This window comes from Amycolatopsis jiangsuensis, assembly GCF_014204865.1.
Classification (GTDB): domain Bacteria; phylum Actinomycetota; class Actinomycetes; order Mycobacteriales; family Pseudonocardiaceae; genus Amycolatopsis; species Amycolatopsis jiangsuensis.
Genome location: NZ_JACHMG010000001.1, coordinates 5,284,295 through 5,309,807 on the forward strand (window position 1 = coordinate 5,284,295; position 25,513 = coordinate 5,309,807).

Genomic DNA, 25,513 nt, shown 5'->3' on the forward strand with positions numbered 1-25,513 from the left:
TCGGCGGTCCCCGGTAGCTTGGGTGCATGACGATCTCACGGCCGTGGCCGTTCCGGTTCGGCGTCAACCTGGTCCTGCCGGACACACGTGAAGACTGCGTGGCGAAGTGCCGCCGGATCGAGGAACTGGGCTACGACGTGCTGTGCGCGGCCGATCACCTCGGCATGCAGCCGCCGTTTCCGGCGCTGGTCCTCGCCGGCGCGGTCACCGAGCGGATCCGGCTGGGCACCTTCGTGCTCAACACGCCGTTCTACAACCCGGTGCTGCTCGCGCGCGAGGTCGCGGGCACCGACCAGCTCGTCGGCGGGCGGCTGGAGCTGGGGCTCGGCGCCGGATACGTGAAGGACGAGTTCGACGCGGCGGGTATCTCGTTCCCCCGTGCCCGTGAGCGGGTGGACCACCTCGAGCGCACCATCACCGAGCTGGAGAGGTTGTACGCCGATGCCGGGTACGAGCCGAAACCCGCGCAGCCCGGCGGTCCCCCGCTGCTGATGGCGGGCAGTGGCGACCGTTCGCTCACCCTGGCCGCCGAACACGCGGCGATCATCGGGTTCACCGGCACCGGAAAATTCGCCGACGGCGCGCCGCTCGTCCCGGCGACCGCCGAGCACGTCGAGGAGCGCACGCGGTTCGTCTCCGCGCGCCTGGGTGCGCGTGCGGCCGAGTTCAACCTGCTCGTGCACTTCCCGCAGGTGACCGAGGACCGGCGGCGCGCGCTCGACGAGCTGCACGAGCGGATCGGCGGCGCGCTCACCGCGGAGCAGCTGGCGAGCACCCCGGCCGTGCTGGCCGGCACGGCCGACGAGATCGCCGAGCAGCTGCTGGCGCACCGCGCCCGCTTCGGCATCAGCTACTACACGGTGCTCGAGGAGCACGCCGAATCGTTCGCGCCGGTGCTGAAAGCGTTGCACGGCCGATGATCGACGCGCGTAGGCTCGGCGTGCGGGCCGGCGATCTGTGGCTGCTCGACGACCTGGACTTCTCCGTCGACCCCGGCGAGTGCGCGGTGCTCGTCGGGCCCAACGGGGTCGGCAAGTCGACCCTGCTGCGGTGCCTTTACGGCATGCAGGAGCCGCAGCGCGGCCGGGTGCGGATCGACGGCGAGAAGCCGGACGAGCGCAGCGTCGCCTTCCGCCGCAAGGTCTCGGTGCTCTTCGACGACTCCGACTTCTTCGCCGAGCTCACGCCGTGGCAGCACCTGGAGCTGCTGGCCGGTTCGTTCGGCGAGGATCTCGGCGATTTCTCCGCGTTGCTGGCCGACGCCGGGCTCGCCGAGCGGGCGCGTGTCACCGCCGGGCACTTTTCCGCCGGGCAACGGCGCCGGTTGCTGCTGCTCGGGGTCACCGCGCGGCCGCATCGCGTGCTGCTGCTCGACGAGCCGGAGCGCGCGCTCGACGTGGCCGGCAAGGAGTGGCTGGTCGAGCTGATCGGAAGGTCCACGAAGGCGGGTGCCGCGGTCGTCGTGGCCACCCACCATCAGCCGCTGCTGGACACCGCGGACAGCGTGCTCGAGCTGTGGTGACGTTCGCGGTCCGGCCGCGGGTGCCCGGCCGCAAGCGGTTCGGCGGAGTGTTCAGCGGGGACAGCCCGACGTTCGTGCTGCTGTTCGGGGTCGGCTTCCTGTTCACCGCGTTCTTCCGTACCGACGCCTGGCACAAAGTCCTTTTCGGACCGTCCGCAGTGGACTTCCCGGCGGTGCTGGGGCTGGTGCTGCTGTGCTGTGCGGTGGGCTGGCGAAGCCTGCTGCGGCGGGGATTCGTGTGGGCAGAACCGGCCGAGCTGACCTGGCTGGACTTCACCAGGGTGGATCGCCGCCGGGTGGTCGCGGCCCGGCTGGCCGGTGGGCTCAGCGCGTTCTTCGTCGTGCTCGGCTACCTGGCCGCGCTCATGCTCGCGGTCGGCGGCGGCCCGCCCGGGTGGTGGCGAGCCGCGGCGGCCATCGTGGCGGGCAGCGTGGTGCTGGCACTGGCGACGGCCCGGCGCACCGCGCTGCGAGCCGAGGCAGCCGGCCCGCTCGTGCTCGCGGTCGCCGGGGTGGCGATTTCCGCCGCGCACCTGGAAGCGGAGGCCGTGCAGTACGTCGGCGCCGCGCTCGCGGTGGGCGGGCTGGTGCTCGCGTTCGGCGGCGAGGCGGTCACGCGCGCCGGCCGGGCGGTGCTGCTCGAGGGCTGGAACGCGCGCGTGCTGCGGTCGGTCGCGGTCACGTTCCTGGATCCGATGATGATGCTGCCGGAGGCCGCGCCGTCGGGCTCGTGGTCGCTGCGGCCACCCACACCGTTGCGGCTGGCCTGGGTGGGCGCGGTCGGCCGTTCGCGGTACGCGGGTGCGGTGCTGCTGGTCGCGCTCGCCGTCGCGGTCGGGCACGTCGCCGTCCCGACCCTGCCGAGCGCGGTGCTCGTCGGGCTGGGCGCCTACGTCGCACTGACCCCGTTCGGCGCCGGTCTGGGTGTGCTGTGGCGGAATCCGGGACGAAGGCGGTGGCTCGGCTCGCCGTCGTGGGAGCTGGTGCTCGCGCACGGGGTGGTCCTCGCCGGGGTCGCGCTCGCGTGGTCCGTGCTGCTCGCGGTGGCGCTGCTGGCGCTGGGCACGGCGGTTCCGCCGCTCGCCTGGGGGACCGTAGTACTGGCGGTGCTCTCGGTGCTGCGCACCGTCACGCGGTCGCCGGTCGACTACAGCAGCGCCGGGTTCGTGGACACCCCGGCCGGTCCGCTGCCGGCGAACCTGGCCCGGCAGCTGTTCCGCGGCCCGGATCTGCTGGCCGCCGGGATCGTGGTGCTGTCGCTGGTCGGCTGAACCGGGGCCGCCGGGTTATCCTCCGTGCCGACGAGAGGAGCCGAGATGGGCGGTGGACACGCACCCGGCGCCGGGCACCGGGCGACCACCGAGTTCCCGCCCGGCTGGAGCCCCGAGCAGATCCTCGCGGTGCTCAAGGACGTGGCCAACGATCCCGGCGAACCCCGCCGCCGGCAGTACAACGGCCGCTGGCGCTGCGCCGGCGAACGCTACGGAGTCCAGGTGGCGGTCCTGGTCAACAGCGACGGCCGGGTGCACACCGGCTATCCGCTGTCGGGGCACGGCGTGGTCCGCAACCCGGACACCGCCCGCGATCCGGCGAACCCGACCGTCGCCGACCGGGCGGGCAACCGGATCAGCTACTTCACCGACAGTCTCCTGCGCCTGGTGACCACCCGGGTGTCCGCGACGGACCTGGCGCACTACCGGGAACTGCAGTGGTCCGGCGAATGGGAAGAACTCGCCGACACCCTCTCCGCCCACTTCACCCACACCGGCTTCCAGCTCACCCCGGACGAGTTCGCCGACTTCGAAAAGTTGCTGAACTCCTTCGAAACCCCGGTCCCGGACTGCACTTACCTCAACGACCGCGACCACACCCTCGCCACCGTCCGGCCCTGACCTGCTGCCGTTCCCGGTGTGAGGGTCCCTTCAGGCAACCAGCGTCCGTGAAAGTCGCACGGCCACCCGAGGTCAGCTGGCTTGGGAGAACGTCGCCGGAGCGGTACCCGCGCACGCCAGGCGCAACTGGTCCAACGGCAGGCCCACGGCGTCGGCGATCGCGGCCACCGTGAAGAACGCCGGGGTCGGGATCCGGCCCGTTTCGATCTTGCGCAGGGTTTCCACCGAGATCCCGGCCTCCGTGGCCACCTCGGCCATGCTGCGGCCGGACCGGGCGGCGCGCAGCACCACACCCAGCCGCTCGCCGCGGGAGCGTTCTTCGTCGGTGAGGGGCACGCGCACCATGCCATCCAGTTTAGCCACAGAGTTGTCCACTGCCTGTGGACAACTCTGTGCACAAGCGCGCCGGACCCGTGGACAACCGGCCGGGGCACAAGCACTGGGGGCGTTCGGCGGCTCGAGGTACCGCACTATGGGGTCGCCCTCGCTGCACCGATCAGCGGTACGCCGCCGTTCTCCCGGGTTCTCCACGGATGCGTCCACAACCCCGCGGTCGGCAACCCAGCCTGTCCAAATCGATATGGGACACGAGTGCACCGCGCCGCGCTGAGGTTCTAGGGTCAGGCGGTCGCCGTGTTGCGTAAGTGTTAGGTGAGGTTCCATGTCCACTGCCAAACCGGGCAGGCGGGTGCGTGGGTTCCAGTTCAGTGCCTGGAACCTGCTGTTGATCATCCCGTTGCTGATCCTGGTCACGCCGCTGTTCAACTTCGACGGGCCGCGCCTGATCGGCATGCCCTTCTTCTACTGGTTCCAGCTGGTGTTCGTCTTCGCCGGCGTGCTGTGCACCGGCATCGTCTACTGGGCGACGAGGAAGAAGCCGACCAGTGAAACCCGCGACCAGCTGGGTGTGGACGACCTCGACGAGGGAGAGACCCGATGAACCACATCCAATGGGTCGAGCTGGTCATCTTCGTCGTGTTGTTCCTCGCGGTCACTGTGCTCGGCTTCGTCGCCTCGCGGTGGAAGGCCGGCGCCACGCTCGACCACCTCGACGAATGGGGTCTCGGCGGCCGCAGGTTCGGGTCCTGGATCACCTGGTTCCTGCTCGGCGGTGACCTCTACACCGCCTACACGTTCGTCGCGGTGCCCGCGCTCGTGTTCAGCGCCGGCGCGCTCGGCATGTACGCGCTGCCGTACACGGTCGTCGTGTATCCGATCGTGCTGCTGCCCGCGTTGCGCATGTGGTCGGTCAGCCGTTCCAAGGGGTACGTGACCCCGGCCGACTTCGTCCGCGGCCGGTTCGGTTCGCCGACGCTGGCGCTGCTGATCGCGATCACCGGCATCGTCGCGACCATGCCCTACATCGCGCTGCAGCTGGTCGGCCTCGAGGCCGTGCTGCGCACCATGGGCATCAACGGTTCCGGCATCGTCGGGCACCTGCCGCTGCTGGTCGCCTTCCTGATCCTGGCGCTCTACACCTACCAGTCGGGCCTGCGCGCGCCCGCGCTGATCGCGTTCGTCAAGGACATCCTGATCTACATCGTGATCATCGTGGCGATCATCTACCTGCCGACGAAGCTCGGCGGCTGGGACCACATCTTCGACAGTGCCAAGGAAAAGCTGGCGCAGCCGAGTCCGGCCACCGGCAAACCGGCCGGTTCGATCCTGCTGACCTCGTCGAACCAGCTGCAGTACGCCACCCTCGCGCTCGGTTCGGCGCTAGCGCTGTTCCTCTACCCGCACTCGCTGACGAGTGTGCTCGCTTCGCGCGGCCGAAACGTCATCAAGCGCAACATGGTGGCGCTGCCGGCCTACTCGTTCGTGCTGGGTCTGCTGGCGCTGCTCGGGTACGTCGCGATCAGCGCCGGCGTGAAGCCGCTGACGAACAACGCCACCGGCAAGGCCGACGGCAACACGATCGTCCCGCTGCTGTTCGACTCGCAGTTCGCGAACTGGTTCGCCGGTATCGCATTCGCCGCGATCGGCATCGGCGCACTGGTGCCCGCTGCGATCATGTCGATCGCCGCGGCGAACCTGTGGACCCGCAACATCTACAAGGAGTACATCCGCAAGGACGCGACCCCGAAGCAGGAGGCCAAACAGGCCAAGCTCGCCTCGCTGGTGGTGAAGCTGGGTGCGGTGCTGGTGATCATCCTGATCGACCCGCAGTTCTCCATCGACCTGCAGCTCATCGGCGGGGTGCTGATCCTGCAGACGCTGCCCGCGGTCGCCATCGCGCTGTACACGCGGTGGTTCCACAAGGCCGGTCTCATCGCCGGCTGGATCGTGGGCATGGGCTGGGGCCTGATCATGTTGTACGGGATCCCCAACCCGGCCAACGGCAAGCAGCACTTCGGCGGCTCCGCGCTGCCGCTGGGCAACCTGTCGATCTTCGGCTGGCACCCGCTCGCGGGCACCGGGCTCAGCGCGGTGCAGATCTACCCCGGTTTCGTGGCACTGATCGCGAACATCGTGGTCGCCGCGGTGGTTTCGATGATCGCCCGTGCACTGAAGTGGAGCCCGGGCGTCGACGAGACCGCCGAAGCGGACTACCACGCCGATGAGCACGACAAGGACCTGCGCCCGATCGGCGCGCACTGAGTTCTAATCAGCCGAACCGGCCCTCTCGCCCTCGGGCGAGGGGGCCGTTTTCGCGATCATGGCGTTCGAAACCACGTACAGCACCACCGCGTTGAGCAGATGCCACAGGATGTGCGTGCCGACGGAAAAATCCCCGCACACCACACTGTCGATGCTGCGGAACGCCAAGGACAGCGCGAACACCGCGCCGGCCACCGCGAAGTGCGTCCAGTAGCGGTCCCGCATCACCCCGAGTGCCACGGCGAAGGCGGCCAATCCCACCAACGCCGGCAGGTACAACCCGCCGCCCAGCGCTGCGATCGCTGCAGTCAGCACGGCGAACCCCGGCGCGGCGAGCCACGACCACCTGAGCGGCACCCCGAAGAACGCGCGCGGGAACATCGCCGCGTAATACAGCAGGAAGACCGCGATCGCCGACGAGTCCGCGACCGCTGCCCAGCGCGTGGCGACGAGGTGGAACACGCTGCTGGCCACGAAAATCAGCCCGATCAGCCCGCCGAGCACGCGCCCGCCCCGCCACCACACCAGTCCGGCGGCCAGCAGGAACGCCAGATTGGTCAGGTCGTTGAGCGGCTCGCCCCACAGCCCGGGCGCGAGACGTTCGCAGTAGCCGTCCACATGAGCGGTCCAGTCCACGGAGTAAGGAAACCCCTTCCGGGTGAACAGCGGATGCCCGGGGCAGGCGGGGATACGGTGGGTGGATGAGCGACGCGGTGAGCCGGTTCCCGGTGACGGAACTCGAAGACCTGCCCGACGACCTGCGTACCCGGATCGGCGCCATCGCCGAGAAGAGCGGGTTCACGCCGAACATCTTCCGCGCGCTCGGCCACCGCCCGGCCGAGTTGCGGGCGTTCCTCGACTACCACGACGCGCTGATGGATTCCGATGACGGGCTGAGCAAGGCCGAGCGGGAACTGGTCGTGGTCGCGACGTCCGGGGCCAACCACTGCACGTACTGCGTGGTCGCGCACGGGGCGATCCTGCGGATCCGGGCGAAGGACCCCGAGCTGTCCGACCGGGTCGCGGCCAACCCATGGCAGGTGGAACTCGACGGCCGCGGCCGCGCGATCGTCGATCTGGCGCTGGCACTCGCCCACGATTCCGCGCGGTTCGGCGAAGCCGATCTCGAAGCGGCCCGCGAAGCCGGCCTCACCGAGGACGAGATCTGGGACGTGGGCGCCATCACCGCACTGTTCGCGATGTCGAACCGGCTCGCCCACCTGACCGCGTTGCGGCCGAACGCCCAGTTCTACCCGATGGGCCGTCAGAAGCGGTAGAACGGCCCTGGCAGGTTCCGGCTCGTCTCGAACCGGGTGCGCAGCCAGCCGCGCATCCGGTGCAGAGGTCTGGTCCACACCCGCGGCGCCGGACCGAAGTACCGCGGATCCCGGTGCGGCGTGAACGCGTCCCCGGTGAGAATCACGACCTCGTGCCCCCGCGGACACCGCCCGGACACCGAAAGCACCCCGCGAGTGAGATTCTCGACCCAGTCGATCTCGTCGACGCCGAGCAACGTCCGCCGATCACACTCCGCACAGTAGGCGAGGAACATCCAACACCTCCCGCTGCCGGCTTGCGTGCGGGCCGGGGTTGTTGGCCTGTGTTTCGGTGGTGGGCTGAGTTGCATGGGAGCCGGGTCTGCTGGCCGGCTCTTCGGTGGTCGTCGGGACCACACGTGAGCCGGACTCGCCGGTCCGTGCCCGCGCGGCCGCGGCGAGCCCGAACCGCCCGCGGGGGCCGCAGTCGGACGACTCACCGTCATCGCGTTCCACCCACACGAGGTCGCTCGGTCGTGGGCCGCCTCGGGCGGCCCGGTGCCGCGGTCCGGACCGACGCACCTCGGCGCGGCGTTCGGCCAGGTGAGAGCCGGTCACGCGACCACCTCGACTCGGATCGTTGCCTGAATCAAGGATCACCCGCCGGACCGTGCGGGGCAAGGGGTTTCCCGGGAGCTGGACGCGGAAGCGAAAACCGGCCCGGACATGTGGAAACCCCGTGATGCTGCCAGGTCGGGGGTCCGCCAGCATCACGGGGTCGTAGGGGGTATCGAAGCCACATCGCGCGGCGTTACACCCTTGATCGCATGTGGTCTAGATCACTCACTTCAGTGGGTCATCCACCACGGTTGGTGCAGGTCAGCGCATGAACGGCTGACGAGCCTGGGCGAGCGCGATGAGCTCCTGCCGGACCGTGGAGGTGGCCGCGGTGTCGATCGCCCGGTTCAGCGCCCGGCGAGTGCGAGCCTCGGCGCGACGGGCACGGAGCTTGGCGGCGATGTTGCTCATGGGTGTCTGCATCCCCTTCGGAAGGTCTTCGGTGGCTGTGCACCCAGTATGCGCCTTTTTTCACAAGGAATCCAACGATTCGACGGTGATGTGCCACACGAGCCGAAGAATCATCGGCAGCTTCTCGGTATCGACCGGACAGATCACGTGGTGGTAGTCACAAGGAGGTAACGCACTATCGCTCTATACGGCTCTCTAATCTGGAAGCTAGAAAGCCCTAGGCAGCCGGATAGAGCGGTAGTGACGGGAAGAAGCCGCGAGTCAGTCGCGGCCGAGCAGGTAGTGCCCGAAGTGCGGCACGGTGAAGGCGATCTGCCCGCGTTCGGCGGAGTAGACCAATCCCTTCTTCATTAAGCTGTCCCGTGCCGGCGACAGTGAGGAAGGCTTGCGTCCCAGGTACACGGCCACATCGGCGGTGCCGGCAGCCTCGTCCCGGCCCTGGGTCAGTTCGGCCATCGCCAGCAGGTACTCGCGTTCGGCCGGCGTCGCCCGCTCGTAGCGGGAGCCGAAGAACCCGACGGCCAGCTCGGATTCCGCCTCGGGCGCGGCCACCTGTACGTCCTTGACGGTGATCGGATCGTCCGGCGCCGCGTCCCAGGCGGCCTTGCCGTAGGCCTGGATGAAGTAGGGATAGCCGCCGGACACGTCGAACAGCGCGTCCAGTGCCTCCGGCTCGATGCCCGCCTCCTCGCGTTCGATCGGCGCGAGCACGGCGACGTCGGCGTCCGCGCGGTCGAGCCGGTCGATGCGGGCGTAGCGGAAAAGCCGTTCGGAGTAGGACTTCGACGCCGACAGCACCGCGGGCACGTGCGGGAGCCCCGCCCCGACGACGACCAGCGGCGCCCCGGACTGCGACAACTCGTGGCACGCCGCGCACAGCGCCGAGACGTCGTCCGGCTGCAGGTCCTGGATCTCGTCGATCAGCAGCGCCACGCCGGTGCCCACGTCCGCGGCCAGCTCGGCGACGTCGGTGAACAGCTCGACCAGGTCGATCTCGATGTCGCCGGAATCGGCCCTGCCCTGCGTCGCGGGGGCGTCGATACCGGGCTGCCAGCGGTCCCGCAGCTTCGCGTCCGGCTTGCTCGCCTTCAGCGCGAACGCCTTCAGCACCCCGAGCACTGCCTCCACCCGGTCCGGCGCGCGGTGGCGGACCGCGAGATCCCGGATCGCCCGATGCAACGCCGCGGACAGCGGACGGCGCAGCTCCGCGTCCGGCCGGGCCTCGATCTTCCCCGCTCCCCAGCCACGCCGGACGGCCATCGAACGCAGCTCGCCCAGCAGTACGGTTTTGCCGACGCCACGCAGGCCGGTGAGCACGAGGCTGCGTTCCGGGCGCCCCCGCGCCACCCGTTCGAGCACCACCTCGAACGCCTTCAGCTCACGCTCCCGCCCGGCCAGCTCCGGCGGGCGCTGCCCGGCGCCGGGCGCGAACGGATTGCGGATGGGGTCCACTCTGTCACCGTATCGGGTTGTCTAGTCCCCGCCCGATATTCCGCCATACCGCGCTAGCCGTGTCGTCCATGCTCATTCCGCCATACCGCGCTAGCCGTGTCGTCCATGCTCCGGACGCCGGCCGGACCTTCGCCGACCGCGGGTCGTTCGGCGCCGGCGCGCAGGGCCGTTCGCGAGGGATGGCCGGGTCTGCAGCCCCGTCCATCCCTACCCCCAGCGATCATTCCGACGGAACATCAGTCGCCCAGGTTCCGCTCCGCGTAGATCTTCATCGCGTCGCGGATGTATTCCGCAGTGCCGGTCCCGTGCTGCTCGTCGTAGGCGCCGTAGCGTGGGTCGTCCACGTACAGCTGGCCCAGGCCGGCGAAGTAGCCCTTCGACACCGTCCAGACGGCCGGGTTGAGCCACTCGTGCAGCCGCCGGGTCACGGACTGGGTCTCGTCCGAACCCGCGTCGTGGCCGGCCTCGCGAGCGCTCGCGAAGGCCGCGGCGATGTCCGCCTGCTCCTGCTGGTGCGCCTGCTTTTCGGCAGCCGACAGCGAACGCCACCACTCGTCGCCCTTGCGGTAGGCCTCCGCGCCCCATCGGCGTGTGACCTCCTCCTGGTGCCGCGTGTGGTCGAACCCGTCGAAGACTTCCTCTGCCATCAGTTGTTCACCTCCCTTCAGCTTCCGCACCGTGGTCCGGACGGAATCGATCTGCCTGTCGAGCCGCCGCCGCTCCTGTTCGAGCAGCTCGAGGTGCTTCTCGAGGGCCGTCGCACTGTCGCGCTGGCCGTCGAGCACTTCGGCGATCGCCGGCAGTCCCAGGCCCAGTTCGCGCAGCAGCAGGATCCGCTGCAGCCGGACGAGCGACTGCTCGTCGTAGTAGCGGTACCCGTTGCCGCCGATCCGCGTCGGCGGCAGGAGCCCCACGGCGTCGTAGTGCCGCAGGGTCCGGCTCGTCGTGCCCGCGGACCGGGCGATGTCCTGGATCGACCACTCCATCCCGACCTCCTGACGCCTTCGACGATAGAAGTTGACGCTACGTCAAGGTCAAGCCCGACAACGCCGGACTTCGGTAGTCTCGTATCCAGGAATCTAGGGTTTTCCCGATAGTTCACTAGCGAGTGTTAGCCCGGTTTGGCGACGAGCCGGACGGGCATCCGGGGTTGTAGGTTCTCGGAAAGGGCACCACAGATCAGAGAGGCGGGACCGTGATTCTGCGTCGGGTGGCACGTCCACTGCTCGCGTCGATCTTCATCCTCGGCGGGATCGGCACCTTCCGGGACATCCAGGGACACGCGAAGGTTGCCGAGCCGTTTCTCACCGATGCCTTCGACAAGGCAAGCGGGTTGGTGCCGGAGCAGGTACCCCGCGATCCGGCCACCCTGGTGCGGATCGACGCCGGGGTGAAGATCGGTGCCGGCGTCGCACTGGCCGTGGGCAAGGCCCCGAGGCTGGCCGCGCTCGCCCTGCTCGGCACGCTCGTGCCGACCACGCTCGCCGGGCACCGGTTCTGGGAGGCGAAGGACCCCGAGACCAAGGCCGGCGAGCAGGTGCAGTTCGTCAAGAACGTCAGCCTGGCCGGCGGCCTGCTGCTGGCCGCGAGCGACACCGCAGGCAAGCCGTCACTCGGCTGGCGGGCCCGCCGAGCCGCGAAGAAGACCGGAAAGCGAGCCGAAAAGCTGAGCAAGAAAGCCGAGAAGTCCCTCAGCTGACCCCGGCTGTACCGCCGTGTAGGCCGCCTTCAGGAGACTACTGAAGGCGGCCTACACGTGGTGACGGGACGTGCGCGTCGGTGGCGAATTCCCAGGCGACGTGCCTCGCCGAACGGGTGAAAGTTACTTCTCCAGGATCGCGGTCACGCCTTGGCCGCCGGCTGCGCAGATGGAGATCAGCCCGCGGCCGGAACCCTTCTCGTGCAGCAGTTTCGCGAGCGTCGCCACGATCCGGCCGCCGGTCGCGGCGAACGGGTGGCCGGCCGCCAGCGACGAGCCGTGCACGTTCAGCTTGGCCCGGTCGATCGGGCCCAGCGGCGCGTCCAGTCCCAGCTTCTCCTTGGCGAACGCCGGGTCCTCCCACGCCTTGAGCGTGGCCAGCACCTGCGAGGCGAACGCCTCGTGGATCTCGTAGAAGTCGAAGTCCTGCAGCGAAAGTCCCGCTCGCTCCAGCATCCGTGGCACTGCGTAGGCGGGCGCCATCAGCAGTCCCTCGTCCCCGTGCACGTAGTCGACGGCCGCGGTCTGGCTGAAGGTGAGGTAGGCCAGCACCGGCAGCTTGTGCGCCTTGGCCCAGGCGTCCGTCGCGAGCAGCACGGTGGACGCGCCGTCGGTCAGCGGGGTCGAGTTGCCCGCGGTCATGGTCCCGTCCGCGCCGCCGTACACCGGCTTGAGCTTGGCGAGCTTCTCGACACTCGAGTCCGGCCGGAGGTTCTGGTCGCGCGCGAGCTTGAGGTACGGGGTGACCAGGTCGTCGAAGAATCCGCGGTCGTAGGCGGCGGCGAGGTTGCGGTGGCTGGCCGCGGCCAGCTCGTCCTGCGCCTCGCGCGCGACGTCCCAGACCTTCGCGGTGAGCGCGGCGTGCTCCCCCATCGACAGCCCGGTGCGCGGTTCGGAGTTGCGCGGAATCTCCGGCACGATGTGCCCCGGACGGAGCTTCGCGACGAGCTTGAGCCGGTCGGGCAGGGTCTTCGCGGCGTTGAGCTGCACGAGGATCTGCCGCAGGTCCGGGTTCACCGCGAGCGGGGCGTCACTCGTGGTGTCCACGCCGCCGGCGATCGCCGAATCGATTTCCCCGAGTGCGATCTTGTGGGCGACGTTGAGCACGGCCTGCAGTCCCGTACCGCAGGCCATCTGCACGTCGGACGCCGGCGTCGCGGGCGAGAGCCTGCTGCCCAGCACACTTTCGCGGGCCAGGTTGAAGTCCTTCGAGTGCTTGAGCACCGCACCCGCGGCGACCTCGCCGATCACCTCGTCCTGCAGGGAGAACCGGCTGATCAGCCCGTCCAGCGCGGCGGTGAACATGTCCTGGTTCGAAGCCCTGGCGTAGGGCCCGTTCGACCGCGCGAACGGGATCCGGTTCCCGCCGACGATCGCGACCTTCCGCACCGCGGGGGTCTTCCTGGTCGCCATGACGTCCACCTCTCTGAGTCGTCCCTTTCACACTGTAACCTACTAGCGAGTAGGTTAGACTGCGACGTGACGCAGACTGCACGGGAGGCACGTAATGGCGGACAGGTATCAGCAGTTCACGAAAACCCCGGTCGGGAAGTTCGTGGTGCCCAAGCTCGGCCTGCCGAATCCCGCCACGTTGCGTCGGTACCGCCCTGGTCAGCCCGCACTCGAGGGTCCCGCACTTCTCGGCGCGGCGCCCGGCGGACGGCTGGAGAAGACCGTGAAGGCGCAGCTGGCCGCCGCCGGGATCGAGGTCCTCGCCGCGCCGGCCGACCGGCACGCGGCGCTCGTTTTCGACGCGACCGGAGTGAAGGACCCGGCGCAGCTGCGTGAGGTGTACCGGTTCTTCCACCCGGTGATCCGCAAGATCGGCTCGTGCGGCCGGGTGGTCGTGCTGGGCACCCCGCCGGAGCTGGCCGAAGGCCGGGAGCGGATCGCGCAGCGGGCGCTGGAAGGGTTCGTGCGCTCGGTCGGCAAGGAGTTGAAGCGCGGCGCGACGGCGCAGCTGGTGTACGTGGCCGAAGGCGCCGAGGAGGCGAGCGAATCGACGCTCCGGTTCCTGCTCTCGGCGAAGTCGGCGTTCGTGGACGCGCAGGTGATCCGCGTCGGCACGCACCTCAAGACCGCGCCGGTCCCGGCGAACTGGGAAAAGCCGCTCGAGGGCAAGGTCGCGCTGGTCACCGGCGCGTCCCGCGGGATCGGCGCGGCGATCGCCGAAACGCTGGCCCGCGACGGGGCGCACGTGGTCGCGCTCGACATCCCGGCGCAGGGCGGTGACCTGTCCACAGTGGCCAATCGCGTCGGCGGTTCCGCACTGCAGCTGGACATCACCGCCGCGGACGCGCCGGAGAAGCTGGCCGGCTACCTGACCAAGCGCCACGGCGGCGTTGACGTGGTCGTGCACAACGCCGGCATCACCCGCGACAAGACCCTCGGCAACATGACCGAGGCAGGCTGGGACGCGGTGCTCACCGTGAATCTGGCCGCGCAGCTGGCGGTGAACGACACGCTGCTCGGCGACAAGGTGCTCAACGAGAACGGCCGCATCGTCGGGGTCTCCTCGATCGCGGGCATCGCCGGCAACGTCGGCCAGACGAACTACGGCACGTCGAAGGCGGGCGTGATCGGCATGGTGAACGTCGGCGCGCCGCAGCTCGCCGAGTACGGCGGCACGATCAACGCGGTCGCCCCCGGTTTCATCGAGACCAAGATGACCGCCGCCGTCCCGCTGTTCATCCGTGAGGCCGGGCGGCGGCTGTCGAGCCTCGGCCAGGGCGGACTGCCGGTGGACGTCGCCGAAACCATTGCGTGGTATGCGAATCCGGCGTCGGCGGCGGTCAACGGCAACGTGGTCCGCGTGTGCGGCCAGGCCCTGCTGGGAGCGTGAGCGATGGCCGTTCGTGAGCTGAGCACCGCGCCGAACCTGGCGTCGCTGTACCCGAAGGCACTGCTGCGCCGCGGCGGCGGTTCGGCGCTGCCGGACACCGAGCTGGTGCGGCCGGAGGTCGTGGTCGACCCCACGCACGTCGCCGGCTACGCCGAGGTCTGCGGATTCCGCTTCTCCGACGAGCTGCCCGTGACGTATCCGCACATGCTCGTCTTCGGCCTGCAGATGGCGTTGATGACCGAACCGGGCTTCCCGTTCCCGCTGCTCGGCTTGGTGCACGTGGAGAACCGGATCACCCAGCACCGCCCGCTGCGGCTGGGTGAGACGTTCAGCGCTCGCGTGCACGCGGAGAACCTGCGGCCGCACGAGAAGGGCCAGCAGCTCGACATGGTGAGCGAGCTGCGGGTGGGCGAGGAAACCGTCTGGACCGAGGTGTCGACTTATCTACGCCGCGGCTCGGGCTCTGCGCCTTCCGGGCCGCGTGCCCAGCTGACGCCTCCGACGCCGACTGCGCTGTGGCACGTGCCGGGGGACATCGGCCGCCGCTACGCCGAGGTGTCGGGCGACCGCAACCCGATCCATCTACACCCGCTGACCGCGCGCCTGTTCGGCTTCCCGAAGGCGATCGCGCACGGCATGTGGACGAAGGCGCGTGCTCTGGCGTCCTTCGAGGGGCGCCTGCCGCCCGCGTTCACCGTGGAGGTCCGGTTCAAGCAGCCCGTCCTGCTGCCGGCGAAGGCGGCGTTCACCACCTGGCACACCGACGACGGCTGGGCGTTCGAACTGTGGCACGCGCGCAAGCCGAAGCCGCATCTGGACGGGGTGATTTCAGCTCTCTGACGGTTTCCAGACCTCGCCTTCGACGAGGTCGCTGAAGCCGAGCCAGATCAGGTTCATCAGCCACGACGCGAGTACGCCGTCGGAAATCTCCGGCCGGTCGAGTGCCCAGTCGGCGAGGGATTCGGCCGCGCCCACCAGCGCCGCGGAGAGGCCGGCGCCGGAGAACTCGGCCTGTTCCCCGAGGCCCTTGCGGGTGCCGGCGGACACCACCAGTGCGGCGACCAGTTCGATCGCGCGGGTGCGCATCGCGGAGATCTCGGCGGCGAACGCCCCGCCGACGGTCAGCGCCTGCCGGTGCAGCACCGTCCAGGATTCGCGGTACTCGGCGACGAAGCGGTAGAACGAGCGCAGGCCGTGCCACAGCTGCATGTCCGGCGGCAGATCGGGCTGCACTCCGGACTGGATGGCCTCCAGCAGGCGGGTGGCCTCGCGCTGGATGCACTTGCCGAACAGGTCCTCCTTGGAGCCGAGGTAGGTGTAGATCATCGGCTTGGAGACCCCGGCGACCTCGGAGATCTCGTCCATCGAGGCCGCGTGGTAACCGTGCCGGGAGAACACCTGCACGGCGGCGTCCAGGATCTGCCGTTCGCGGACCGCTCGGGGCAGCCGGCGCGCTCGCTCGGGCGGGGGCTGGGCTTCGTCGGGCACTGTGGTTCGGACCTCCTCTTACTGGCAGGAGACGGTACCGGGAAGTGCGGCACCGGCGTGCTTGCCTGCCTACCTACTCACCGGTAACCTCAGGTGGTAGCGAAATCGGAAGGGGTGGACGATGGCCGACAACTCGCAGTCGACCAGCATCGGCCTGCGCGGGGCCGCGCTCCTGGACGCACTGGACCGGGCCGAGGTCGTCGACGCGGGCGTACCCGACGTGAACGCGGTGGCCGACGCGGTCGACCCCCGTGAGCTGGGCCGGGAGGACGTCCGCCGGCTGTTCGCCGCGCTGCTGCGGCGGTCCGCGGACGAGCCCGCGTTCGCCCTCGAAAAGGTGGATCCCGCACGGCTGGCCACGCTCGTCGCGCGCGCGTCGCGGGCGCAGCTGGAGGCCGTGGTCGCCGAACGCGAACTGCGCGAGCAGGTGCTGGACGAGATCTTCACCCGCATGGGCGCGCACATCCGAGTCGATCGGGCAAGATCTCTGCACGCAGTGGTGCACTGGCGCCTCTCCGGCGGCGTGGGCGAAGGTGGCTACGACCGTTACGAGACCACGATCTCGCAAGGCGCGTGCACGGTTTCGCACGAGATGCGCGAGAAGCCGCGAGTGACGATCACCGTGGCCCCGGTGGATTTCTTCCGGATCATCACGCATCAGGCGACGCCGGCGGTGTTGTACGTGACCGGAAAGATCAAGGTGAAGGGCGATCTGGCCTTCGCCGCCGGGCTGATCGGCTATTTCGACCTGCCCCTTCCGGCGTAGAATTCGCCGCCGTGCCTCGCGTCCCGTGGCGGAAGCTCTCGCGTGCCGCGCACGCGCCGAACGAGCATGCGGTGAACGGTTTCGCGCGCGCGTTGGCCGTCGAGAAGCTGACGCCGGAGCAGTTCGTGCAGGTCCTGGCGACCCTGCACATGCTCGGCGCGGCCGGCGCCGGCATCGAACTGAGCGCACTGACCACGCAATCCCTGGTCGACGTGGTCGCCCGCTCGTCAAGGGAACAGGTGAAGGCACTGGCTGAGCACCCGGTACTGCGCCCGGTGTTCCTGGACGAGATCTTCCGCCGGATGTCGGAGCACCTCCACCCGGACCGCGCCCGCCACGTCGACGTCGTGGTGTCCTGGCGCTTCCCCAGCCCCACCAGCGAAGACGGCTACGACCGCTACCAAACCGTGATCGAGGACGGCCTGTGCGTCTCGAGCACCGACCTGACCCGCACCCCGGACACCACGATCACGCTGTCGGTGGACGACTTCATCCGCATGGCCACCGGCAACGCCGCCGTGGCAACGATGTTCGTAACCGGCAAGGTAAAGGTGAAGGGCGAGTACGCCCCGGCGGTCCGGCTGTCCAGCTACTTCAACGTCCCCAAGCCGACGGGGACTGACTCAACACACTAGATGATTGATTCCGTGAAGTTGGTGTTAGTGGTCGAATGCGATCAGTGATCGTTTGCTGGTCAGGTCGGTGGTCCAGTTGTGCCAGATGGCGGTGGCCATGGCTAGCAGCCGCTGGGTGACCCGGGTGAACACGCCGGCCGGGGTGCGTCCGCCGTGCGCTTCGAGATCGAGTTGGCCTTTGAGGGTCTGGTTGACCGATTCGATGCGCTGGCGGACGCCGCCGAGGTTGCCGTTGCGGTAGGTCTCGTCCTTGCGGTCGGGGCGCAGCAACTCCAGCCCCATCGCCGCGGTCAGCTTCTTGAATTCTTTGCCGGCGAAACCCTTGTCCGCCAACAAGACCTGGCCGTTTCGGATGAAGTGACGGTTGTCTGCGAGCAGAGCGGCCAGCACCTCGCGCTCGCCGAGTTTCGGGTTGGCCAGGCACCACATGACCGGCATCCCGTCGCCGGAGCAGACGAGGTACAGCTTCAGGCCCCAGTACCAGCGAGAGTGTGACGCACAGTAGCCGTAGCTGGCGTGCCCGGCCAGGTCTGAGCGCTTCACGGTTTCCCGCGACATTCCCCACGGTACCGGGGTGGCGTTGGTGATCCACATATCGTCGAACCACGATGGGCAACACGCGGCCAGTGCAAGAATCGCCTTGCATAGCAACGGTTGTGCGGTTTTCAGCCGCTTGTGGTAGCCGGACTGACCCAGCATCGCGGGAAACATCGCACGCCACCCGGAATCGGCATGGATGTGCCGGATCCAGCGTCGCTCACTGTCGTATCGCTGCAGCACCTGCGCCACGGCCATCGTGATCAGCTCACTGTCTGTCAGCTCCGGTCGTCGACCACGGCCGACGCGGGGCGGCACAACATGGTCGTCAACCAGCACGTACAGTGCGGTCAGGAGGGTGTCTAACTCATTCGTCACGGTTTGATCTTGGACACCCTCCTCCCATGCCTGCACAGCGGTCCCTTCACATGACCTTCACGGAATCACTCATCTAGGTGCCGCGCGGTCCGTCGGGAGCTGCCGTTGGAGCCGGCCACTGTACAGCGGCGCCGGGGGTTGATTAGCCTTCCGAATCAGTACAGGAGTTCCGGTAGGGGGTATCAAGTGGCCGTTGAGGTATCGGAGGCTCAGATCGAGAAGGCGTACAAGCTCTTCTTGAAATACGCCGACGTCAGTTCGCCCAAGGAGGCAGCCGACGACCTCGAGGCCGCAGGCATGGACCCTGCGGTGATCGGGAGGGTCCGAGAGAAGCACGAGGCCGAGACGGTCCGGATCCGAAATCTCGACGAGCCGCCCTCGGTATGGCGGAACGGCCGGATCACCTGGTACACGGGACCGAAGGACACTGACCGCAATTGGCCAGCCATCGTGAGGTCGATGCAGAAGAAGAACTTCGGCGAGGAAAACATCAAGTCCGTCGACGAGGCTTCGACGAAGATCCTCTCGCTCCTCGACCACCCGAAGCAGAACGCCTTCCAGACCCGTGGCCTCGTCGTCGGTTTTGTTCAGTCAGGCAAAACCACGAACTTCACCGCCGTGATGGCCAAGGCCGCCGACCGAGGCTACAAGCTCTTCATCGTCCTGTCAGGCATCCACAACACCCTGCGCCGGCAGACTCAGCTTCGCCTCGGCGGCGACCTGATCCGCCCCAACCCTGCGCAGTGGTACGAGGTCACCACGCCCGAAAAAGACTTTTCCCCACCCGGCGGCAACGCGAAGGCATACTTCGCATCCAAGGGCCAGACGATGCTCCTGGTGGTCAAAAAGAACGTCGCGCCGCTCCGTAAACTGCGGGACTGGCTCGACGAGGCCGGCGAGTACTTGACCAACATTCCGACGCTGATGATCGACGACGAAGCCGATCAGTCAACAGTCGCCACAGCGAAGATCAATCCACTGCTCTTCGAGGTCATGAGCAAGTTCCCGAAAGTCGGGTACATCGGCTATACAGCGACGCCGTTCGCGAATTTGCTGATCAACCCGGGCGACGAGCGAGACTTCTACCCTCGCGACTTCATCGTCAACCTGCCCCAGCCCACGGGCTACCACGGCACCGAGGTCCTGTTCGGCCGCGAGCTCCTGCCCGGTGAGGACCCATCAGAGCTTGAGGGCGGTTTCAACATGATCCGCACCGTGCCCGACGACGAAGTCGACGAACTCAAGCCCAGGAAAAAGAGGGAAGCGGCGGACTTCTACCCGAGCATGCCCCATTCCCTGCGCTGTGCCGTCGAGTGGTTCTGGCTGGCTACAGCCGCGCGCAAGGTCCGGGGCGGCGGAAACCCACACTCGACGATGCTTGTCCACACGACGACCGACACGACGGTTCAACTTCGCTTCAAAGATCCACTGCTCGAGCTGCGTGAGCGGATTTTGCGTGGCCTTGACACCAACAGCGACGAACTACACGACCGATTGCGGAGCATGTGGGCCCGTGAGACGGCGCTTGTACCGGCTGAGGACCTCGGCGAGGCACCGGTCGCCTTCGAGTCGCTACTTGAGCACCTCCCCAAGGTCGTGCACGATACGAAGGTCGTGATCGACAACTACAGGAGCACCGATCGGCTCGACTACGAGTCGGGACCGGTCACGGCCATCGCGGTCGGCGGCAACACGCTGTCGCGCGGCCTGACCTTGGAGGGCCTGATCTCCAGCCTGTTCGTCCGCGCCGTATCGGCCTACGACACGTTGCTACAGATGGGCCGCTGGTTCGGTTACCGCAACCACTACGCGGACTTGCCCCGTATCTGGATGACGGACGAGCTCAAGGACTGGTTCAGTCACCTGGCCACCGTCGAGGCCGAGATGCGCCAGGACATCAATCGCTATATGAACCCGGGCGTCAACCCGCTCAACTTCGCCGTGCGCCTGCGCACTCACCCGAAAATGAGCATCACAGCCAAAGCGAAGATGACCAGCGCTGTTCGGGCCACGGCGGCCTATGGCGGTCTCCTCGTCGAGTCCCGCTTCTTCGACGTCACACCCAACGGCACGCCCTGGCTGGAGCAAAACGCGGCGGCGGCACGCGAACTCGTCGGCCGGGCGGCCAAAGACGGGATTCGCACGCAGTCCAGGGAGGAGACCGCGCTGTTCACGGGCGTCCCGCACGAAGGCGTCTTGGAATTCCTGCGCTCTTACTCCTTCCACAAGCGCTCGTCCGACGCCGATATCGCCAGGGTTTCCGAGTACATCCGGCGGCGGGTCCAGGCCGGGGCGTTGGGGCGTTGGAGCGTCGGTGTGATCGGCAACTCCCAGGTCAATCCCGACATCAAGAGCTGCGACCTAGGCAACGGAGTGGATGTGCGGATGGTCCGACGCTCGCGGATGCGGCACGAGGGCGACGGCGAATTCGACGGTGTGGCGGATATCAAGACCTTGACCAGCCGGCGAGACGAGGCACTCGACCTCGATGCACCCGGCACCTCTGGCATGAGCCGCAAGAACCTCGTCGAGCTCCGCCAGCGCCAGCGGCCGACCGAGGGGCTCATCCTGCTGTATCCGATCGAGCCGCGGTCGGAGCCGACAGCTAAAGGACGGGTGGTACTCGAAGCCCCGACCGACGATGTCGTCATTGGAGTCGCGCTGGTCTTCCCGGAACCTCGGGACCAGGACTCCGACGTCGAGTACATGAGCGCCGACCTGTCCCAGGCCGAGGTCGAGGAAGAAGACACCTCGATCCTGGACCAGGACGACGTATGACGGCGGACGGCACGCGCCTCGAGGAGCTCTGGTCTGCGGCTGCAGCGAAGCAACCGGTCAGTCTGTTCCGAACGGCCGACTGCGACCTCATGACGCCGCATGGACAGGTCTTTGCGGCAGTCCACGACACCGGCGCGCGGTACCTGCTCGTCCCGATCGACGCGAAGCACACCCTCAAGGAGGACGTCGACGGTCGCGCCGTGACACTGCGGCGCCAGGTCCTCGAGGACGACACGAGCTACAACGTGTACGCCGCGCTCGCCCTGGCCGATGACCGGCTGCGTGACCTATTCACGGCGCTCTGCGCCGAAGTCGTCGAGAGGATCGCCGCCAAGCCGAACCAGGCGGTCGCGGCTCTCCGGCAAACTCTTGCCGACTGGCGCTCTCTGCTGTCGGGGTCCCGACAGCCCCTGAGCCCCTCCGAGCTGGCGGGGCTGTTCGGCGAACTGACGGTCCTGCGGGCGATGCTCGAGCACGATCCCGGTGCCGTCGCGTTCTGGACGGGCCCAACAAAAAGCGAGCAAGACTTTCACCGCGCAGGCATGGCGCTTGAAGTCAAGTCGACTGCCTCGCTCGAGTCCCACACAATCCGCATCCATGGTGTCGGGCAGCTCGAAGGTGGCCCCGGTCGGCTCCTGCTGACCTGGGTGAGGCTCCGCCCCGGCCGAGGCCGATCGGTGCCCGATCTGGTCGACGAGATCCTCGCGATGACGGACGACCAGGCTGCATTCCACGCTGCCCTCGTTCTGGCTGGCTATCTCGAGACCGAGCGGGAGATCTACTCTCGACGAGCGTTCGAGGTGACCGAGATACGTACCTTCGAGGTGGGCCCAGGCTTCCCTCGCATCATCGTCGCCGGGCTCACGGAAGATGCGACTCTCGCCGGCCTCGACAACATCGACTACGACGTCGATCTGGAAAGCGCGCCAGCCGCCGCGGCACGTGTTGACGTCGATCCGGTCAAGGCGTTTCTGGAGCTTGCATGAAGACGCCGACGTGGTGGTCTCAGCCCTTCCCGCCGACGGGAACGATCGCATCGGAGGGGATCCGGAATCAGCTCGGACGCCCTCCCGTCGACCCGCTCACGGTATTCGTGAGGGAGACAGCCCAGAACTCGTGGGACGCACGCATCGGCGACCGTCCCACCGAGTACCGGCTCGAGCTCACCACAGTGGCTCCCACCTACCGCCCGAACTGGGAGCGCCTGCTGAGCCCACCGCACGGGCGAGAACCGCACCTGGGCATCGGCAAGCTCGTGCGAACCCCGAACGTCCGACTGTTGTCCGTCGTGGACCGCGGTACTCGGGGGCTCGGCGGCCCCACCCGTGCCGACGAACTCGCAGTCGGTCGCCGCGACTGGGTCTCGTTCGTGCTCAACGTCGGCGAAAAGCGCGACACTTTCGAGGGCGGTGGCACCTACGGCTATGGCAAGGCCGTGCTCTACCGCCTTTCCCGGGTCGGAACGATTCTGGTCTACACCCGCACGGAGGTCCCCGATGTCGGGCTCGAGTCCCGCCTGATCGGCATCGCCATGCGCGAGTCGTTCGACGGCCGGGAGACCCCGACCGACGAGCCTCGACCGTTCACCGGCCGGCACTGGTGGGGTGATGTCCGGAAAGACTACGTCGAACCCCTGCGCGGCTCAGACGCCGACGTCGTCGCCCGCAGCCTCGGCCTGCAGCCGTTCGCCGACGATGAGTCTGGCACCACGCTGACAGTGCTCGATCCTGATCTCGGCGACTTCGAGGACGTCGAAGCAGCGGCCCACCACCTCGCCAATACGATTACCTGGCAACTCTGGCCGATCATGCTGCCCGAGCGCAGGGAGAAACGGCTGATCGCCGAGGTACGCGCGGGTGGGACAACCCTCCCCGTACCGGATCCGACCGATACCTACCCACTTGACATGTTCGTCGCCGCCTACCGCAGGCAACGCGACGGCGAAGGCATGGTCCTGGAGTGCCTCAACCCCAAGCGTGTCCTCGGCCGCTTCGCAGTGGAACACGATTTCGTGGTCCCGATGGCACCGGGATCTGCCAGCCTCGCCGCCGAGTGCGCGGGTGTCCCCGGCGATCCGCACCACGTGTGCCTGATGCGCTCGCCCGAGCTCGTCGTCCGCTACCTCGAGCAGACCGAGACTGGATCGGTGAACCGGGCGTACGCCGGAGTGTTCCGCGCCGACGATGACCTCGACGACGTGTTCGCGGCGAGTGAGCCGCCGACCCATGACCATTGGGTCCACGAGCAGCTTTCCTTGCGCGATAAGACCTTCGTTCGTGTCGCCTTCCGGCGGATCAGGGAGCAGCTGGCTGGTTACAAGGCCGCCGTCGTCGCGACCGTGCGTGCAGAGGGCCGTACCGCGCTCGGTGCGGCGAGTAACTTTCTAGGCGGGATCGTCGCCGCCGCGTTTGCGCAGCCTGACGACGTCGTTGCCCAAGGCGGGCTATCAGGAAACAGCGGTCCGGCGAGACCAGTCGGAGCGGCAAACAGCCGCTCAGACGGTCGCACTCATCCGTTGCCAGTCCCGCGGGACAAGATCCGCGTCACCGTGCTGACAGAGCCGACCGTCGACGAGCACGAAGGCCGGATCTTCCTCGTCCAACGCTTCTCGATCACCGGGCCGGGTCCCGTCCGACTCCAGGCCCGGCTATCGGTCGGGCTCGGAGACAGGGCCAAGGAAGACGAGGCACCCGTCGGTGCCGCACGTCCGCAGGTGGTCCGCTGGGTCACACCTGAGGGCCAGAGCGGGTCGGAGACCTGCGTTGTGGCAAGCCCTTCCGAGGTCGAGCTCGTCGTCCTGCCGGTACCTGACACGATCACCGACATCGCCGTCGTCGGGACCCGCGCCGAATGGAGGGTCGTGTAGTGAGCCGCGCCTATCCCTACCGGCGTCCGCCGGTCGACGTCGTCACTACCGGCCCGTGGCTGCGCCTCACCGCCGACTCAGTCGACGAACTGCCGCCCGATCTCCCGGAGTGGGACTACGGCACCGTGCTTCGCATGCGGCGGCCGATGAGAGTCGACGGCCTCCGCGCTCGCTCGGGTTGCGGCCTGGGCCCAGACTCCGAACTGATGTTGACCGTCGTCTGGTCCGCGGCCAGTTCCTCGCTGCGCGGTCGCGCCTGGCAGGCGCCGGTCGCTGCCTCCGAGGTCGAGCTGGAAATCGACTTCGAGCTCTCGGGCGGTGAGCTCGGCGGCCGACTCGATCTCGAGACCTCTCTGACACTCCGGTCCCCCGGATCACGTGATTCCCTGGTGGCGCCCTCCCGGCCGGGCAGCGTGCTATGGCGCGACGTCCGCTCCGTGATGCTGCAGGGGGACGCCGTGCTCTTCCCTCTTTCCATTGTCGACTTCGAGCACCTCCCCTATCCCACCGGCGCAGCATGGCATCTGGAGCTCGGCCACGATCTCGAGTCGCAGGCTCTCGGCTCGATCTTGTTGCTGGCCAACAAGCGGCGTGAAGCCGTTGCCAAAGCGCTCGAAGGGGCGTCCGACCCGACGGACGCCGACCGACGTGTGCTGTCCGCCATTCGAAGCGATGTCGTCCGATCACTTGTCGAACGCGCCCTCGTCGACGACGAGTTCGACGTTGAAGCCGACTACCCCATTGGATCCGTCGGGGCGCTGCTGGCGTCCGTACTGCGAGTAACCTTCCCCGACCGATCCCTCGATGCTCTACGCCGTGACCGCAATCACGAACCAGGCTTGTTCACAACGCGCATCCAGGACGCCACCGGCTTGTTGGCGGACGCATGAGCAGCAGCATTCTCTACCCTCGCCTGCTCGACGCCGCCGCGATGGACATGCACCGGACCTACACCCACTTGACCATCGAGGAGCTCAAAGACCGCCACGCATACCAGCACCCGTCCGCCGTTTTTGCGGCCACTGGCGGTGACCGCGTGGCCCGCCAGAGCCTCGAAAACCTCCGCGAGCGTGTCCTGAAGGTCGCCGAGGAAGCGGGCTTTCCCAGCGACGGACGCCGCCGCGACCACACTGAGTTCGACCTCGATATCGCCCGCTTGCTCCACGAGCGCATGGGTCTCGTGGCCGCCGAAGCCGCGGTCCGGCCCATTTGGGCATTCCTCGCCCTCGTCGTGCTGCCCGACGTCTCCTACTGGCGCTACCGCGACCCACCCATCGACCGGATCCTCGGCACCGACATCACACGCCACGTGTGGGGTCGGCTTTGGTGGCGGGCGCACCTGCTCACCATCCCGAACGAAACGGATCAGTATCGGCTGCTGAGGACCTTCAATGAGTCGGACTTCGACCAGATCTATGCACGTCGATCGCTTCTGGGCGGGAGCCGTTCGGTGGTGCGTGCGTTGGCCGACGTGTGGCCCAGCGTCAACACTGGAGGCTTCCCACCTCGCCGAGTGCTACGCGACGTCCTCAAGCGGATCCTGCGTGCCGCGGCCATCATCGAGTTCGACTCCCTGGACTACGCCGACCTCTGCGGCGAGATTCGCCGCGAGGCCGCCACTTCCGTGGCCGCGATGCGCGACGAGAACCGCCGGGTGCCGTGAATCAGCCTCGCCACGACGAAAGGCTGGAGGCAGCAGGCGCGGTCCGTCGACCGTCCCGACCCCGAACCGAGGACTATCACATGTCGCGTGGGACGACACACCGGCCGTC

General features: G+C 68.0%; 26 protein-coding genes. 17 read left to right on the top strand and 9 right to left on the bottom strand.

Going from position 1 to position 25,513, the window contains the following annotated elements; all coding sequences use genetic code 11:
- The first annotated feature begins 26 nt into the window (after positions 1 to 26).
- The 4 genes from BJY18_RS23815 to BJY18_RS23830 are packed head-to-tail and all read left to right on the top strand — an operon-like array spanning position 27 to position 3,414.
- Positions 27 to 920 (top strand): TIGR03621 family F420-dependent LLM class oxidoreductase, encoded by an 894-nt coding sequence (locus tag BJY18_RS23815; protein WP_184782062.1) that lies wholly within the window; start codon positions 27 to 29, stop codon positions 918 to 920.
- Entirely contained in the window at positions 917 to 1,522 is a 606-nt protein-coding gene (locus BJY18_RS23820; RefSeq protein WP_184782063.1) for an ABC transporter ATP-binding protein, read from the top strand. The genes BJY18_RS23815 and BJY18_RS23820 overlap by 4 nt, the downstream gene beginning before the upstream one ends.
- The gene (locus BJY18_RS23825; protein ID WP_184782064.1) at positions 1,516 to 2,793 is read left to right on the top strand and encodes a DUF6297 family protein; all 1,278 of its coding nucleotides are present in this window, start codon (positions 1,516 to 1,518) and stop codon (positions 2,791 to 2,793) included. Before BJY18_RS23820 ends, BJY18_RS23825 begins: the two co-directional genes overlap by 7 nt.
- A gap of 45 nt (positions 2,794 to 2,838) precedes the next feature.
- Positions 2,839 to 3,414, top strand: a complete 576-nt coding sequence (locus BJY18_RS23830; RefSeq protein WP_184782065.1) for an EndoU domain-containing protein — start codon at positions 2,839 to 2,841, stop codon at positions 3,412 to 3,414.
- 72 nt (positions 3,415 to 3,486) lie between these two features.
- Here BJY18_RS23830 and BJY18_RS23835 read toward each other — a convergent pair whose 3' ends face one another.
- Positions 3,487 to 3,759: a helix-turn-helix domain-containing protein gene (locus BJY18_RS23835; RefSeq protein WP_184782066.1), complete on the bottom strand. Its 273-nt coding sequence runs from the start codon at positions 3,757 to 3,759 to the stop codon at positions 3,487 to 3,489.
- 316 nt (positions 3,760 to 4,075) lie between these two features.
- Between BJY18_RS23835 and BJY18_RS23840 the strand changes: the two genes are divergently transcribed.
- Together BJY18_RS23840 and mctP are read left to right on the top strand one after the other, a co-directional pair.
- Entirely contained in the window at positions 4,076 to 4,354 is a 279-nt protein-coding gene (locus BJY18_RS23840; RefSeq protein WP_184782067.1) for a DUF3311 domain-containing protein, read from the top strand.
- On the top strand, positions 4,351 to 6,015 hold the full coding sequence (gene mctP / locus BJY18_RS23845) for a monocarboxylate uptake permease MctP (RefSeq protein WP_184782068.1): 1,665 nt from the start codon (positions 4,351 to 4,353) through the stop codon (positions 6,013 to 6,015). The genes BJY18_RS23840 and mctP overlap by 4 nt, the downstream gene beginning before the upstream one ends.
- A 3-nt stretch (positions 6,016 to 6,018) precedes the next feature.
- Here the strand turns inward: mctP and BJY18_RS23850 are convergent, their stop codons facing one another.
- The gene (locus BJY18_RS23850) at positions 6,019 to 6,651 is read right to left on the bottom strand and encodes a hypothetical protein (protein WP_184782069.1); all 633 of its coding nucleotides are present in this window, start codon (positions 6,649 to 6,651) and stop codon (positions 6,019 to 6,021) included.
- A gap of 65 nt (positions 6,652 to 6,716) precedes the next feature.
- Here BJY18_RS23850 and BJY18_RS23855 point away from each other — a divergent pair, with 65 nt between their 5' ends.
- Complete coding sequence (locus BJY18_RS23855) at positions 6,717 to 7,292, top strand: peroxidase-related enzyme (RefSeq protein WP_184782070.1); 576 nt, start codon at positions 6,717 to 6,719, stop codon at positions 7,290 to 7,292.
- Here BJY18_RS23855 and BJY18_RS23860 read toward each other — a convergent pair.
- From BJY18_RS23860 to BJY18_RS23875, 4 genes are all read right to left on the bottom strand, one after another.
- Complete coding sequence (locus BJY18_RS23860) at positions 7,280 to 7,567, bottom strand: hypothetical protein (RefSeq protein ID WP_184782071.1); 288 nt, start codon at positions 7,565 to 7,567, stop codon at positions 7,280 to 7,282. The two genes, BJY18_RS23855 and BJY18_RS23860, sit on opposite strands and share 13 nt — an antisense overlap.
- Before the next feature lie 583 nt (positions 7,568 to 8,150).
- Positions 8,151 to 8,300 (bottom strand): hypothetical protein, encoded by a 150-nt coding sequence (locus tag BJY18_RS23865; protein ID WP_162836041.1) that lies wholly within the window; start codon positions 8,298 to 8,300, stop codon positions 8,151 to 8,153.
- A 261-nt stretch (positions 8,301 to 8,561) separates the two neighbouring features.
- On the bottom strand, positions 8,562 to 9,752 hold the full coding sequence (locus BJY18_RS23870; RefSeq protein WP_184782072.1) for an ATP-binding protein: 1,191 nt from the start codon (positions 9,750 to 9,752) through the stop codon (positions 8,562 to 8,564).
- Positions 9,753 to 9,988: 236 nt separating this feature from the next.
- Positions 9,989 to 10,738, bottom strand: a complete 750-nt coding sequence (locus tag BJY18_RS23875; RefSeq protein WP_184782073.1) for a MerR family transcriptional regulator — start codon at positions 10,736 to 10,738, stop codon at positions 9,989 to 9,991.
- 209 nt (positions 10,739 to 10,947) lie between these two features.
- On the opposite strand from BJY18_RS23875, the gene BJY18_RS23880 reads away from it, so the two are divergent.
- Positions 10,948 to 11,451, top strand: a complete 504-nt coding sequence (locus tag BJY18_RS23880) for a DoxX family protein (RefSeq protein WP_184782074.1) — start codon at positions 10,948 to 10,950, stop codon at positions 11,449 to 11,451.
- A gap of 123 nt (positions 11,452 to 11,574) precedes the next feature.
- On the opposite strand, the gene BJY18_RS23885 is transcribed toward BJY18_RS23880, so the two are convergent.
- Positions 11,575 to 12,864, bottom strand: a complete 1,290-nt coding sequence (locus tag BJY18_RS23885) for an acetyl-CoA C-acetyltransferase (RefSeq protein ID WP_184782075.1) — start codon at positions 12,862 to 12,864, stop codon at positions 11,575 to 11,577.
- A 94-nt stretch (positions 12,865 to 12,958) separates the two neighbouring features.
- Between BJY18_RS23885 and BJY18_RS23890 the strand changes: the two genes are divergently transcribed.
- Both BJY18_RS23890 and BJY18_RS23895 read left to right on the top strand, forming a co-directional pair.
- The gene (locus tag BJY18_RS23890) at positions 12,959 to 14,293 is read left to right on the top strand and encodes a 3-oxoacyl-ACP reductase (protein ID WP_184782076.1); all 1,335 of its coding nucleotides are present in this window, start codon (positions 12,959 to 12,961) and stop codon (positions 14,291 to 14,293) included.
- A 3-nt stretch (positions 14,294 to 14,296) separates the two neighbouring features.
- Positions 14,297 to 15,133 carry a MaoC/PaaZ C-terminal domain-containing protein gene (locus BJY18_RS23895; RefSeq protein ID WP_184782077.1) on the top strand — a complete coding sequence of 279 codons (837 nt, stop codon included), beginning with the start codon at positions 14,297 to 14,299 and terminating at the stop codon, positions 15,131 to 15,133.
- Here the strand turns inward: BJY18_RS23895 and BJY18_RS23900 are convergent.
- Positions 15,122 to 15,781, bottom strand: a complete 660-nt coding sequence (locus tag BJY18_RS23900; RefSeq protein ID WP_184782078.1) for a TetR/AcrR family transcriptional regulator — start codon at positions 15,779 to 15,781, stop codon at positions 15,122 to 15,124. The genes BJY18_RS23895 and BJY18_RS23900 overlap by 12 nt on opposite strands.
- Before the next feature lie 121 nt (positions 15,782 to 15,902).
- On the opposite strand from BJY18_RS23900, the gene BJY18_RS23905 reads away from it, so the two are divergent.
- Together BJY18_RS23905 and BJY18_RS23910 are read left to right on the top strand one after the other, a co-directional pair.
- Positions 15,903 to 16,547: an SCP2 sterol-binding domain-containing protein gene (locus BJY18_RS23905; RefSeq protein ID WP_184782079.1), complete on the top strand. Its 645-nt coding sequence runs from the start codon at positions 15,903 to 15,905 to the stop codon at positions 16,545 to 16,547.
- 71 nt (positions 16,548 to 16,618) lie between these two features.
- Positions 16,619 to 17,182, top strand: coding sequence for an SCP2 sterol-binding domain-containing protein (locus tag BJY18_RS23910; protein ID WP_184784802.1), 564 nt, complete (start codon positions 16,619 to 16,621; stop codon positions 17,180 to 17,182).
- A 24-nt stretch (positions 17,183 to 17,206) separates the two neighbouring features.
- Here the strand turns inward: BJY18_RS23910 and BJY18_RS23915 are convergent, their stop codons facing one another.
- On the bottom strand, positions 17,207 to 18,097 hold the full coding sequence (locus BJY18_RS23915) for an IS982 family transposase (protein ID WP_184784803.1): 891 nt from the start codon (positions 18,095 to 18,097) through the stop codon (positions 17,207 to 17,209).
- Positions 18,098 to 18,283: 186 nt separating this feature from the next.
- Between BJY18_RS23915 and BJY18_RS23920 the strand changes: the two genes are divergently transcribed.
- Genes BJY18_RS23920 through BJY18_RS23940 form a run of 5 tightly spaced genes read left to right on the top strand, consistent with a single transcriptional unit; the run spans position 18,284 to position 25,404 of the window.
- Entirely contained in the window at positions 18,284 to 20,875 is a 2,592-nt protein-coding gene (locus BJY18_RS23920; protein ID WP_221457936.1) for a Z1 domain-containing protein, read from the top strand.
- Positions 20,872 to 21,861 carry a PD-(D/E)XK motif protein gene (locus BJY18_RS23925; RefSeq protein WP_184782081.1) on the top strand — a complete coding sequence of 330 codons (990 nt, stop codon included), beginning with the start codon at positions 20,872 to 20,874 and terminating at the stop codon, positions 21,859 to 21,861. The genes BJY18_RS23920 and BJY18_RS23925 overlap by 4 nt, the downstream gene beginning before the upstream one ends.
- Complete coding sequence (locus BJY18_RS23930; RefSeq protein ID WP_184782082.1) at positions 21,858 to 23,741, top strand: hypothetical protein; 1,884 nt, start codon at positions 21,858 to 21,860, stop codon at positions 23,739 to 23,741. Before BJY18_RS23925 ends, BJY18_RS23930 begins: the two co-directional genes overlap by 4 nt.
- Complete coding sequence (locus tag BJY18_RS23935) at positions 23,741 to 24,631, top strand: hypothetical protein (protein ID WP_184782084.1); 891 nt, start codon at positions 23,741 to 23,743, stop codon at positions 24,629 to 24,631. The genes BJY18_RS23930 and BJY18_RS23935 overlap by 1 nt, the downstream gene beginning before the upstream one ends.
- Positions 24,628 to 25,404: a DUF6339 family protein gene (locus BJY18_RS23940; RefSeq protein ID WP_184782086.1), complete on the top strand. Its 777-nt coding sequence runs from the start codon at positions 24,628 to 24,630 to the stop codon at positions 25,402 to 25,404. The genes BJY18_RS23935 and BJY18_RS23940 overlap by 4 nt, the downstream gene beginning before the upstream one ends.
- Positions 25,405 to 25,513: the final 109 nt, after the last annotated feature.